Origin of the sequence: Bradyrhizobium sp. ORS 375, assembly GCF_000239775.1 — a bacterium.
Taxonomy (GTDB): domain Bacteria; phylum Pseudomonadota; class Alphaproteobacteria; order Rhizobiales; family Xanthobacteraceae; genus Bradyrhizobium.
In genome coordinates this window covers 62,197-75,185 of the sequence record NZ_CAFI01000439.1, presented here as the reverse complement: position 1 = coordinate 75,185, position 12,989 = coordinate 62,197, and the positions used below count along the sequence as shown (strand labels likewise).

Sequence of the window (12,989 nt, the reverse complement as noted above, 5' to 3'; positions counted from 1 at the left end):
CTCTCTCTCGCTATCCAGCTGCAGCAGCCACGCGCCCCCAGAGAAACTCCGATGGGAAGCGGCTGGGACGCTGCTCTCGTTCAAATATACCTTCTGCGTCCCAGTCATCCGATCACTGCACCGGTCATGCTCGGCGCGTGTAGCATCATAAGCGGCGGATTGCACACGATCGCCATGCCGATCACCAGCATTTGCAGTTGCAAGCCCGACAGCAGTCCTGCCGTGCGGCCGGCCGAGCTATGAGAAGCAGACGATGATCGCGCTGCACGCTCTCGCCAACAAGGACCAACTTGCCTGATTGCAGGACAATCCGGCCGTGGTCCGAAACGACATCAGGGTCCGGCCCTCGCATGCTGCGCATGTCCAGGCCGCGGGCCGCTCGCCGGGAGGCACCTGTCGCCCGGTTTGCCGAGATCGATCAGCTCTTCGTCGACGCGAGCGCGAACACGATCGCGTCGGACAACTGGCCGAGACGAAACGGCTTGGCGAGGAGCTTGGTGGTGGCGCGGAAGTCCTCGGGCACGAGCGAGGGATCGGCGAAACCGGACATGAAAAGGATGGGGAGATCGGGCCACCTGCGGCGCACGAGCCGCGCGAGATCGATTCCGGTCATGTCGCCGGGCAGGACGATATCCGTCAGAAGCAGCGAGACCGGCCCCCGCCGCTCCAGCTCGGCGATGGCAAGCGCAGCATTGATGACCACGACAGGATCGTATCCCATTGCGGACAGCATGGTGGAAGCCATGGCGCCGACCAGGACATTGTCCTCCACGACAAGAATCCGCTCGCCCGTCTCGGGTCGCGACAGGCGCGACGCTCCGGCATTCGGCCGCTCGACCACCGCGGGCCCGGCGCTCGGCAGATACAGCGTGACGCGAGTGCCCTCCCCCACCTGGCTCGAGATCACGACCGTGCCTCCAGACTGCCTGGCAAAGCCGTAGACCATGCTCAGCCCGAGCCCGCTGCCCTTGCCGAACTCCTTGGTGGTGAAGAACGGCTCGAAGGCGCGGCGTGCGATGTCGGGCGGCATGCCGCCGCCCATATCCGATACCGCAATCGTCACGTAGTCGCCGGGATCGATGCGCTCGTCACCGTCGTCGAGCGGCCGCTCGAGCACCGCATTCGCGGTCGTGATCGTCAGCCGTCCGCCGCTGGGCATCGCATCGCGCGCGTTGAGGGCGAGATTGAGCAGCGCATTCTGCAGTTGCGTGGGATCGATCAGGCAGTGCCACAGGCCCGGATCCTGCGCCAGCTCGATCTCGATGGTCTCGCCGAGCGTCCGCTGCAGAATGGTGGTCATACCGCCGACCAGCTGATTGACGTCGGTGATCTGCGGCTGCAGCGTCTGCTTGCGCGCAAAGGCGAGCAAGCGCCGATTGAGGTCGGCGACCCGCTCGGCCGCCTCGATCGCGCGCTCGGCCATGCCGCGGCAGTCGGCCTCGCCGGGCGACAACGTGTCGAGCAGAAGATCGAGATTGCCAAGCGTCGCAGCCAGCATGTTGTTGGAGTCGTGCGCGATGCCTCCGGCCAGCTGACCGATAGCGTCCATCTTCTGGGCCTGGCGCAGCTCGTCCTCGATGCGCTTGCGCTCGGTGATGTCGACGGACAGCACGACATAGCCGCGAACGATGCCGTCCTGGCCGCGATCGGGCACCCGGATGGTCTCGCACCAGCGTTCGCGGCCGTCGGGAAACGTCACCTTTTCCTCACCGCGAGTGGTGCGCCCAGATAGCGCCGTCTCGATCTTTAGCCGCGCCTCTCCGGCGCGCAGCGGATCGATGAAACTGTCGATCCTGCGGCTGCGGATGGCCTCGGCCGGGGCCTGGGCATACCACTCGCGCGCGACGCGGTTGGCGAAACGGATGCTGCCATCGGCGCCGACGCGGACGATCAGCGCGGGGACGTTCTCGGTCACCAGCTGATACTGCTCCAGATTGTCCCGTACCGCCTGCTCGGAGGCCGCGCGCAGCTGCCATTGCCGGGCCAGGCTGAAGCCGAAGCCGGCAATCAGCAGATTGAGCCCGGCGGCGACGGCGCTGTAGTACAGCGCGTTGTTCTTCCAGCCCGCCAGATACTCCACGGGGTGACGCGCCACGGTCACCACCAGCGGCAAACCGGCGACCCGCCGATAGCTGATGCTGCGGGAGATTCCGTCGGTGACGCCGCTTCCCTCGAAGCTTCCGTGCGGTGCTTGCGGAAGGTACTGCGTGAACAGGCGATTGGATCGAACGTTGCGACCCGCGAACGCGTCAGCGTTCGGCGTCCGCAGCAGGATCGTGCCGTCGTCGCGGTACAGCGTCACGGTGCCGCGCTGTCCCACATTGAGCGACAAGAAGAACTGCCGGAGATTCTCGTAATCGACCGGCACGAACACGACTCCGGCGAAGCTGCCGTCCGGCATCGTGAAGGCGCGGCTGACCGCGATGAAGAAGCCGGTGTTGACGCGCGCGGCCACCGGCACGTCGATGAAGAGGCCGTGCTCCGGATCGTCCCGCTGGACCTTGAAATAGGCCCGATCGGCGAAATTGTTCTCGCGCCCGGGGCTGCCGTTACCCTCGCTGTCGCCCAGCAGGTTGCCCTCTGCATCGAGAACGACGATGCCGCCGGCGACGGGATATGGCGCCACCCTGCGCTTCAACTCGCTGATCAGCGCGGGATTGCCGCGGGTGAGCAGTGACGGATTGCGCTGGAGGCTGTCGATCGTCGTGCTCAGCAGAACCTCGACGCCCTGGATGTTGCGCAGCATGTATTCTTCGAGCGCGCGGGCAAGATCGCCATTAGCGGCCTCGGTCGTCCGATACGTCTCCCGATAGTTGACGAACAGCATGTGGGCGACGAAGGCGTCGCACAACAGGGCCACGACCAAGCCGCTCAGCACGATGATCCGCGGCGTCCAGCGGCGGTTCATCCCGAACCGCGGAGCGCCGCGGACCAGGGCGCCGATCAGGCCTGGCCGCCGCGAGCCGCGCCGATCGTCGACTGTCGTTGTGGTTGAGTCCAACATGGCGCAGAACTTCAGGAGAGCGTCGAGCCGGTCCACCGGAGAAGGATCGCCGCAGGAGTCTCAGCCGAACTCCCGTCAGCCTCCGGACATTTTGCCGAGCCCGACGTCCCGGGCCAGCGCCTCGCGAGCAATCGCTGTGCCTGGATAGCATGGTTTGCGCGCAGATGTCATCTTGGTGGTATTCGATTGCGCGACGCCCCCGGCGTTCGCCGGCGCGCCGCGCATCCGAGATCAGCAGAGGGAGCCGACGCCGGCCTGTGCCGAGACGGCGCGTCTCCGTTAGGCGTGCCGACGGGCGGCCGGCGTGTGCATGGCCTCCTGCTCCCGGCGCAGCCGCACCGCGGGCAGGGTCTCGTCGATGGCGACGTCCGACCAAGTGATGCACGCGTCCTTGGCCACGGGGCGAACCAGCCGCACCTGATGCGCGAGCCCCAGCGGAAGATAGCCATGGGCCAGCGAGTTATCCGCCGGCGTCAGCCTGCCGAACACGGTATAGCCGCCTTCACCGTCGAGCACATCGCCGGGCTTCAGATCGCGCTTGGCGGCCGCGGCGACATCGGCATTGAAGCAGGTCGCGACGCCGGTCGGCTCGCCGCGCAGGACGATCGAGGCCACGGAGATGCCGAGCTCGAGACCGATCAGGTGCCATTTCTTGTAGGAGCTCATGTAGCGGCCGCTGGGATCGGTGACGACCTTGTACTCCTCGAAGCAGTTGCGGACGTAGTCGCTGTCACCCTCGAAGCAGACCCAGACGCCCTTGCGGATGTCGTTGGCGATCGGGCGCCCGTCCGTGGTGAGACAGGACACGACCTCGACCTGCCCCTTGGCCTCCAGCACGCCGCCTTCCGCACGCGGCCTCATCAGCGTCGGAATGTCGTCGACCGAGCCGGGCGGAAACGCGAGGCCCTCCGACGGAGCCTCGAGCCCGGTGGCATTGGCGATCGCGGCCGATTCGATCGCGGGCTTGGAGCCGTCGAGAAAGGCGTTGAACATCTTCGGGTTCATGCCGCCACGCGCGGCCTGCTCCGCGGTGAGGCCCCAATGCTCCCACACGGTCTCCGGCGTCGACTCGCGATAGTGCGGCAGCCATTTGTGCCCGCGCCCCGCCGCCACGACGGGGAAGCCGCAGGCGCGGGCCCAATCGACGAGATCGCAAGCGAGCGCCGGCTGGTCGCCATAGGCGAGGCTATAGACGACGCCGGCCTGCTTGGCCTTGTGCGCCAGGATGGGCCCGCAGAATGCATCGGCTTCCACCGTCACGTTGACGATCGGCTTGCCCGCGGCGAAGGCCGCGAGGCAATGTTCGACCGCAGCGATCGGGTTGCCCGTGCATTCGGCGATCACGTCGATCGGCTCGCACGCGATCAGCGCCTGCCAATCGTCGGTCACGAACGTGGTGCCTTGACGCAGGGCCTCATCGAGCGAGGTCGCCGCGTATCGCTCCGCGGCCCAGCCCACGCGTGCGAGGTTCTCGATGGCGCGCGCGGGCGACAGATCGGCAATACCGACGAGATGGATGCCGGGCGTGCGCAGCACCTGATGCAGATACATCGCACCGAATTTGCCGGCGCCGATCAATCCCACCTTGATGGGCCGGCGCGCTACCGCGCGCTGCATGAGCTTGGCATAGAGGTTCACAGACGAATCTCCGTTGTCGCTCCGCGATCATCACCCAGCGAAGATGAAATGAGAACGGCGGAATCGCGTGCCTCGGGCGGTTGGTCGGTCCTGTTGCGCCGGGAAAGGTGGGCAAATCATGCTGGTGCCGAGGCGGACCGGCGATCTCGTTGTCGCCTTGCCTGTCCTCCGACATGGCATCAGGCTCTGAAGAGGCGCGCGTTGAGATCGGAGCGGAGGAAAGCTGTCGGCGTTAGTCGGACGGTCTATTCGCGGAGGCCGACAGGGATCGTAACTGAGCAGGTCGCGTCGAGAGCTCGGCTATTGGCCACGCTGCCGACCGAGCGCACGCTCCAACACGGACCCGAATGTGCACGCCTGTGACGCGCTGCCACGATCTGGTCCGGGCGGATCAGCGCAAGATCCGCCTCGTAGAGATCACGCAGAGATCTCGGCACGGTGACGATCTTGAGATCCACGCCGATTGCGATGGCCAGTTCGCGCATGGACTCCGCCCCAGAGAGCACGTTGGCAAACTGCAGCAGCGTTGCTGCACACGCAGCGATGGGTCCTTGCCCGATTTCACACCATCGCCTGGCGCACGTCCGGGTCGGCCAGGGTCTGGTCGAGCGTCCGTGCGGTCCGCTCGATGATGGCATCGATGTCGGCGTCCGTGCAGCACAGCGGAGGCGCGTAGCCGAGCACCCCCGTGGGGAAGGCGCGAATGACGAGGCCGTTGGCCCAGGCCCGATCGAAGATGCGGCGCGACGGCTCGGCGCTCGCCGGCAGCGGCGTCTTCCTCTCCTTGTCGGTCACGAGCTCGATCGCCGCCAGGAGGCCGCGGCCGCGGACCTCGCCGACCAGCGGATGATCTTGCAACGCACGAAGGCCAGCCATCAGTCGGGCACCGGCGCGCCGGCCATTCTCCAGCAGACCGTTCTCATAGAGATCGAGCACGGCAAGTCCGACGGCAGCGCTCACCGGATGCGCCGAATAGGTGTAGCCATGCCCCACAGCCGAGACCCCTGCTCCGTCGGCGATCACGCCATAGACATGATCGGACATCAGCACCGCGCCCATTGGGACATAGCCCGAGGTCAGGCCCTTGGCCACCGTCATGAAGTCCGGAACGATCTCGTCGTCAGTACAGGCGAACAGCGGGCCGGTGCGGCCGAAGCCCGTGATCACCTCGTCGGCGACGAACAGGATGCCGTGCTGCCGGCAGCGCTCGCGCATCGCCTTCATCCAGCCGTCCGGCGGCACCAGCACGCCGCCCGAGCCCTGGATTGGTTCGGCATAGAACGCCGCCACCCGCCCGGGACCGCCGACCTCGGCAATCTTGGCCTCGAGCGCGGCGAGCGATGCCGCGATGATCGCACCGGGATCGCCGCCGACCGGATTGCGATAGGCATAATGCGACGGAATCTTGTGCTGCCAATGCAGCGGCACGCCGAAATTGGCGTGGAAGCCGGGCAGCGCGGTCAGGCCCGCGCCGACCGTCGAGGAGCCGTGATAGCCCTGCTGCAGCGTGATGAACTGATCGCGCTGCGGCTGCCCCTTCGCGTGCCAATAGTAATGGATGAAGCGCACGGTGCTGTCGATCGCGTCCGAGCCGCCGAGCGTGAAGTAGACATGGTCGAGATCACCTGGGGCGCGCTCGGCCAATGCCGCGGCGAGCAGGATGGCCGACTCCGAGGCGAGACTGAAATAGCCGGTGGCATAAGGCAGCTCGCGCATCTGCCGCGCCGCCGCCTCCACGATGCTGTCATGGCCATAGCCGGCGTTGACGCACCACAGGCCGGCGAAGCCGTCGACCAACTGATGGCCGGAGGCATCGGTGACAACGGCCCCTTTGGCCGATTTCAGAACCCGCGCGCCCGCGGCCTCATGTCCGCGATAGGACGCAACCGGATGCACCAGATGGGCACGATCGAGTTCGATGAGCGAGTTGCTGAGCATGATTGATCTCCGGTTCAGCCGAACGCCTGGCTGGCCAATACAAATGATGTCGGGGAGTGCGCCTCGTGCTGTCGGCGGCCGGCCGACGCATGACGCTGCCACCGCCCGGCCTGGTAAGACAGCCGCACCGTGGCAGCTAGGTAATCCCTGCTGAAAGCGACCAAGCTTGCCGTGTCGGACATCATGCCATGCACTCCCATTTCCACCGGGAGTCTGAGGGAGCGGCCCCCGGCAGATCATCTGAAGGAGCTGATGCGGACAACATCTTCCGCCGCAGAACCGGGGCAAAGCCGCATCTTATGCTGACGGACCTGCCTATCATCGGACGCCGAAATCATCGCCCGCATGAGGACCCATGAGCAGCTTTCGCCCGAAATACGTGACCTTCGACTGCCACGGCACGCTGATCAACTTCGAGATGGCCGAGGCCGCCCGGGATCTCTACAGTGCAACTCTCTCCGAACCGGCGATGACCGAGTTCGTCAGCGTCTTCTCGGCCTACCGCCTCGACGAGGTCCTCGGTGCCTGGAAGCCCTATGCCGAGGTCGTCAGCAATGCGCTGGCGCGCAGCTGCCGCAGGATCGGAATCCCCTTCAAGCCTGAAGATGCCGAGACGGTGTATCGGCGCGTGCCGACCTGGGGTCCGCATCCGGACGTACCGGCGGGGCTCGCCAAGGTGGCGAGAGAAATTCCTCTGGTCATTCTCTCCAACGCGATGAACGTGCAGATCCCTTCGAACGTCGCCAAGCTCGGCGCGCCCTTCCATGCCGTGTTCACCGCCGAACAGGCGCACGCCTACAAGCCACGGATGCGGGCCTTCGAGTACATGTTCGACATGCTCGGCTGCGGCCCGGAGGACATCACTCACTGCTCCTCCTCGTTCCGCTACGATCTGATGACCGCGCATGATCTGGGCATCAAGAGCAAGGTCTGGGTCAACCGCGGCCACGAGCCGGCCAATCCGTATTACGGCTACGTCGAGATCAAGGACATCTCCGGCCTGCCCGGCGTCTTCGGTCTGTGAGCAGAGTGCCCGTGATGAAATGCGTCTCCTACTGGCGCGACACCGCGACCGCATTGGCCGACGATCACACCGGGCCCGTGGAGGGGCACCACGACGTCGCCGTGATCGGCGGCAGCTTCACCGGCCTCGGTGCCGGGCTGCAGCTTGCCAAGGCCGCGCCATGGTCGTCCTGATCGAAGCGGATCAGGTCGGCCCGGGCGCGTCGGGGCGCAATGGCGGTGATCTCAACAACGGGCTCGCGCACAGCTTTCTCGCTGCAAAGGCGGAGTTCGGCCGGATGCCGGCTGGCCGGTGCACCCCGGCCATTTCGGCGAGCCGTGGTTCCTGCCGCTGGTCGGCGCGTACGACAAGACGTTGGATTGAATTCGCTGAGTACGACGCCGGGGCTGTTCACCCATCCGCAATTCGTGGCGGAGCCGGTCGTCAATAGCCGAGGCTGCGGTCGACGAGACCGATCGGATCGAGCCCGGCGCGATGCCGCTTGATGTTCTCGGCCACGGCCAGCGCCGCCGAGTCCGGCTGCGTGACGCTCGCGACATGCGGCGTGATCAGGACGCGCGGATGCCGCCACAGCGGATGATCGGACGGCAGCGGCTCGGGATCCGTGACGTCCAACACGGCGCCAGACAGATGCCCGCGATCGAGCGCAGCAAGCAGCGCCGCCTGGTCGAGCTGCGCGCCGCGGCCGGTCTGCACCAGCGCGGCTCCTGGCGGCAGCTTGGCGAACAGCCCGGCATTCAGCAGCCCGCGCGTCCCGTCTGTCAGCGGTAGCAGGCAGATCAGGATGTCGGTGGTCGCCAGCAGCCTGTCCAGGCCATCGGCGCCATGATACGTCGTCACGCCGTCGATCATACGCGGACTACGGCTCCAGCCGGAAAGGGCAAAGCCGAACGGCTTCAGGCGCTCCAGCGTTGCCTGCCCAAGCATTCCCAGACCCAGCACGCCGATCCGCCGTTCCTGCGCCTGAGGCTGCGGGACGGCGCGCCAAAGCTGCTGCCGCTGCTGATCGAGATAGACGGGCCAGTTCCGATGCAGCGCCAGCACGGCCAGCGTGACGTATTCCTGCATCATCCTGATGATGCCGTCCTCCACCATTCGGACAATCTTGACCGATGCGGGCACCGAGGCGGCGTTGAACTGGTCGATGCCGGCACCGATCGAGAACAAGAGCTCGAGATTGCGATAGACGCCGAGGTCCGGCGGCACCGGCCAGGTGATCATGTAGCGGACGGCTGCGGGATCGACGCCGGTCAGGCCGATCGCAAACGGCAGATCCGGCAGCTCGCGGCCGAGCACCTCGCGGAAAATCCCGCCACGTTTGGCATCGGAATTGAACAGGAACGTCATGCGCTATCCGAACGGTGGATCGGGCTGGTTACGCGCCGCTTCGCGCGCCTGCCTCCCGACCATAGCGGCGACGGCCCGCGGTCTGTGCTGAATGAAGGATAGGATTGAGAAGAATGTTGCGAAGATTCGTCGCAGAAGCGTCAATATGCCGGCGTGACGGTCCCATGCTTCCCTTGCGCCTCATTGGGGTCCAACGAGGCGGGGGCCGGCGGAACGAGCAGCCGACGAGGAAAGCAGGTTGGCACAATCCGGACGTCGAGTCGTCGCGCTTGACGAGATCGGTCGCGCCTTGGGGGCGGCGAGGTGATTCTCCTACAGCGGCGCAACGCTGAACCGGGTCACTGGCAACGTGCCTTCGGTCGGTGGAAAAATCACGACCAAGTGGGGGCGGCGACCCTTGGTAGCGGGGGAGCGCTACCGCCTCTCTCTACACCAGCCAATTCTGCGATATCTCATCCACTCCGACGCATGAGGGGATTGACGAGGGCGGGGACAGGAAGGTCAGCTGTTGAACGTGCCTACTGTAGCGGAAAGCCGCAGCTGAGTAGATGCCGCTCACTCGTTGCAGCCCGCCGGGCGACGCCACACCTTTGCGTGGGGAGTGCTTTCGGTTGCGTTGTGCGACTCGACTCGCGAGCAGTCTTTTTGAAGCGCTGCACGGCCCGTGGCACCGTCACTCGTCAGGCACGGTGGCCCGCCTTCACTCGCCCGGCTTTTGCGGACCTGGCGTCCATCGTATCGAAAACAAGCGCCAGTTTGTCCGAGCCTGAATGCTGCCCCAGATGCCGTTCGGGGCGAGCAGCATGACAATCATCGCGGTGGCCCCCTGGAAGATCAGATACAAGTCGCCGGCATCTCGAAATAGCTCGCGCAGGCCGAAATAGATCAGCGTGCCGAGCACCGGTCCCTCGAGCGTGCCCGCGCCTCCAACCATCACGATGAACAGGATCTTGATCTGCCAGTCGATGTCAAAGCCTCCGGAGGGGTCCACATACAGCACAGACAGATAATAGAGGCCGCCAGCTAGCCCGCAGATGGCCGCGGAGATCACGAAGGCCGCCAGGCGATTTCGCGCGACCGCGATACCGACGCTGGCCGCGCCGTTCTCATTGTCCCGGATCGCCATCAGGGCAAGTCCGATGCGGCTTCTCAGCAGCACGTAGGTCCCGATCTGTGTCGTCAGCGCCAATGCCAGCGCAAGCCAGAAGACGTTGTCGGCGAAAGCCGCGGGATCGATGGCGGAGGCGTCGAGCACCACGCCGCGGGATGAGCCGGCCCATTCCCACTGGCCAAACAGCAGACGCAGGCTGTCCGCCAGGACCCAGATCCCGATCGAGAAATACGCGTCGCGCATGCGGTGCAGCAGCAGCACCATGACGAGCGCCACCAGAACGCAGACAAGCGCGCTCGCGCCGAGGCTGAGATAGGGTGATATTCCAAGCGCGTTGACGGTCAGGATAAGTGCATAGGCGCCAAGCCCCACGAAGGCGTGATGTCCGAAAGACAGCAGCCCGGTGTATCCGCACAGCAGATTCCAGCCCTGCGCCATGGCGAAGACCAACAGCATCTCCATGGCCAGACGCCGGTCGATCGGCAGAACCAGCGCGCCCGCCGAGAGCCCGACCGCAATCGCGACGACTGGCAGAATGGCTCTGGGGTCCACCATCATCTGTCCCCGGCTGAGTTTCATGCTCGCCTCCATGCCGGGCGAAAGGAGAAGTTCATCTGCTTCACCAGCAGGACGACGAAGAATGCCAAATGGCCGAACAGCGGTCCGGCATTTGGATTCAGCCGCAATGCGACCACCTGAACCACACCGAGGAACAGTCCGCCCAAGAAGCAGCCGCGCAGCGAACCAAGCCCGCCGATGATCACCACCTCGAAGGCGATCAGCAGCCGCTCCGCGCCGGAGAACGGCGAGAACGAGCTGCGCATTGCGAGCAGCAGCCCGGCGAGCGCCGACAGCGTCACGGCCAATCCCATGGCCGCGCTGTAGATCTTGCGGCGGTCGAAGCCGAGCGTCTCGAGGATCTCGAAGTCGTCGGCGGCGGCGCGGAAGGCGCGTCCGATTGTCGTTCGTGTCAGCAGGAAATTCGTCGCCACGAACAGGACGATGGCGGCGGAGAAGATCAGGAGTGGAAGCACGCCGATCGACATGCCGAAAAAGCTCAATCCCCGGTCCTGCAGTGCACCGACCTCGATCGAACGGATGTTGGAGCCGTAGATCTTGACGAGCGCGTTGCGCAGCATGATCGACAGTCCCATGGTGATGACCATTCCAGGAATCGGATTGGGCCCGAGCACCCGGTTCAGGATCGTGGCCTGCAGCAGCCAGCCAAGCGCAAAGGCCGCCATCGCGACGCAGATCACGACGAGGGGCAGCGGCAATGGCGTCAGCGTCAGCAGCGAGACGCCGAGATAGGCCGCGAGCACGATGAACTCGCCGTGCGCGATATTGACGACGCGCATGATGCCGAAGGCCAGGGCGAGGCCCAGCCCGAACAGGCCGTAGAGGCCGCCAACCATCAGGCCGTTGAGGATGGCCTCGACAATGCTCATGAGCCGTGATCCCCGAAATAGGCGTGCTTGATTTCCTCCAGCGTCACGTCCGCTGCGGGCCTCTCCAGCGTGACCCGGCCTTTCAGCAGGCAGTAGATGCGGTTCGATGAGTTGCGCGCGCGCATCGTATCCTGCTCCACCAGCACGATCGAAATGCCGCTGCCGCGGATGTCGGCAAAACAGGCGTAGATTTCATTGATGACCTTCGGCGCCAGCCCAAGCGACAGCTCGTCGCACAGCAACAGCCGAGGATTGGTGAGCAGCGCACGGGCGATCGCAACCATCTGCTGCTGCCCGCCGGAGATGTCCGAGGCAGGAGCATGGCGCAGGTCGCGCATGGCCGGGAACAGATCGTAGACCGCCGGGAGCGTCCATGGACCGGGCCGGGCCCGCGCCATACCCATCAGCAGATTTTCCTCCACCGTCAGCGAATGAAACAAGCGACGGCCCTCGGGGACGAGCGCAATGCCCCGTCGCGCGACGATGTTGCAGCGCTGATGTGTGATATCCTCTCCGGCGAAGCGGATGCTGCCGCGACCGGTCGGCGTCAGGCCGATGATCGCCCGCAGCAGCGTGGACTTTCCCGCGCCGTTGGCGCCGATGACGGCGATGGTCTCGCCCTCGTCGACATGGAGCGTCACGCCGAAGGTGGCCTGGAGATCGTTGTAGAAGACGTCGAGGTTCTCAACGGTCAGCAGCGACATCGACCGAAATCCCAAGGTAGACTTCCTGCACGATGGCAGACGCCATCACGTCGGCGGGTGGCCCCTCGACCAGCTTGGCGCCGAAATGCAGCACCATGATCCGGTCAGCCGCCGCCATCAGCGCGTGGGCGATATGCTCGATCCAGATGACGGCGTGATCGCGCTTCAGCGCATTCACGATGTCGACCAGCTGGTGCACTTCGTGCTCCGTGAGGCCGCCGGCGACTTCGTCAAGCAGCAGGAGCCGGGTCCCGACACTCATCGCCTTGGCGAGTTCCAGGCGTTTGCGATCGAGCAGGGGCAATCCGCCAGCCAGGAGGTCGCGCTTGTGAGCAAGCCCGACAGCTTCGAGGATCTCGATGGCGCGCCGCTGCGGGGCCGTCGAGCGGTCAGCGCCATGCACCACGCCCGCGAGCACGTTCTCGAAAACAGTCAGCCCCGCGAACGGGCGCGGAATCTGAAAAGCGCGGCCGATGCCGCGTCTGGCGCGCCGATACTGCGGCAGATGCGTGATATCGACATCGTCGAGCATGACCCTGCCGGCATTCGGGGCCACGCACCCGTCGAGAAGGTTGAAAAGAGTGGTCTTGCCGGCGCCGTTCGGCCCGATAATGCCAAGGCACTCGCCGGCAGCAGCCGTGAAGCTGACCTGGTCGACGACGGTCTTCACACCATAGCGCTTCTCGAGGCGCTCAACCGCCAGAACTGGCTTCATCCTCTTTCCCCGGAGAAACAGCAGACGGGAGACTGCCCAAGCAGCAGTCCCCGTCCGCAT

Annotated in this window: 10 protein-coding genes and 1 pseudogene; 2 read left to right on the top strand and 9 right to left on the bottom strand. The window is 65.4% G+C overall.

Going from position 1 to position 12,989, the window contains the following annotated elements; genetic code table 11:
* Positions 1–418: 418 nt before the first annotated feature.
* The 4 genes from BRAO375_RS29195 to BRAO375_RS29180 form a co-directional block, all read right to left on the bottom strand.
* A complete protein-coding gene (locus BRAO375_RS29195) occupies positions 419–3,004 on the bottom strand; it encodes an ATP-binding protein (RefSeq protein WP_009031034.1) in 2,586 nt (861 codons plus the stop codon).
* 279 nt (positions 3,005–3,283) lie between these two features.
* Positions 3,284–4,642, bottom strand: a complete 1,359-nt coding sequence (locus BRAO375_RS29190; protein ID WP_009031033.1) for an NAD(P)H-dependent oxidoreductase — start codon at positions 4,640–4,642, stop codon at positions 3,284–3,286.
* A gap of 245 nt (positions 4,643–4,887) precedes the next feature.
* Positions 4,888–5,127, bottom strand: coding sequence for a hypothetical protein (locus BRAO375_RS29185; RefSeq protein WP_009031032.1), 240 nt, complete (start codon positions 5,125–5,127; stop codon positions 4,888–4,890).
* A 76-nt stretch (positions 5,128–5,203) separates the two neighbouring features.
* Positions 5,204–6,580, bottom strand: coding sequence for an aspartate aminotransferase family protein (locus BRAO375_RS29180; protein ID WP_009031031.1), 1,377 nt, complete (start codon positions 6,578–6,580; stop codon positions 5,204–5,206).
* A gap of 355 nt (positions 6,581–6,935) precedes the next feature.
* Between BRAO375_RS29180 and BRAO375_RS29175 the strand changes: the two genes are divergently transcribed.
* Positions 6,936–7,604, top strand: a complete 669-nt coding sequence (locus tag BRAO375_RS29175) for a haloacid dehalogenase type II (protein WP_009031030.1) — start codon at positions 6,936–6,938, stop codon at positions 7,602–7,604.
* A 14-nt stretch (positions 7,605–7,618) separates the two neighbouring features.
* Positions 7,619–7,881, top strand: a pseudogene (locus tag BRAO375_RS36680) (FAD-dependent oxidoreductase); the annotation flags it as partial.
* 146 nt (positions 7,882–8,027) lie between these two features.
* On the opposite strand, the gene BRAO375_RS29170 reads toward BRAO375_RS36680, so the two are convergent.
* The 5 genes from BRAO375_RS29170 to BRAO375_RS29150 form a co-directional block, all read right to left on the bottom strand.
* Positions 8,028–8,951: a 2-hydroxyacid dehydrogenase gene (locus BRAO375_RS29170; RefSeq protein WP_009031028.1), complete on the bottom strand. Its 924-nt coding sequence runs from the start codon at positions 8,949–8,951 to the stop codon at positions 8,028–8,030.
* Positions 8,952–9,651: 700 nt separating this feature from the next.
* Positions 9,652–10,641: a branched-chain amino acid ABC transporter permease gene (locus BRAO375_RS29165; protein WP_175345392.1), complete on the bottom strand. Its 990-nt coding sequence runs from the start codon at positions 10,639–10,641 to the stop codon at positions 9,652–9,654.
* The gene (locus BRAO375_RS29160) at positions 10,638–11,510 is read right to left on the bottom strand and encodes a branched-chain amino acid ABC transporter permease (protein WP_009031026.1); all 873 of its coding nucleotides are present in this window, start codon (positions 11,508–11,510) and stop codon (positions 10,638–10,640) included. Before BRAO375_RS29160 ends, BRAO375_RS29165 begins: the two co-directional genes overlap by 4 nt.
* Positions 11,507–12,214, bottom strand: coding sequence for an ABC transporter ATP-binding protein (locus BRAO375_RS29155; protein WP_035642884.1), 708 nt, complete (start codon positions 12,212–12,214; stop codon positions 11,507–11,509). Before BRAO375_RS29155 ends, BRAO375_RS29160 begins: the two co-directional genes overlap by 4 nt.
* Positions 12,195–12,929 carry an ABC transporter ATP-binding protein gene (locus BRAO375_RS29150; protein WP_009031024.1) on the bottom strand — a complete coding sequence of 245 codons (735 nt, stop codon included), beginning with the start codon at positions 12,927–12,929 and terminating at the stop codon, positions 12,195–12,197. Before BRAO375_RS29150 ends, BRAO375_RS29155 begins: the two co-directional genes overlap by 20 nt.
* Positions 12,930–12,989: the final 60 nt, after the last annotated feature.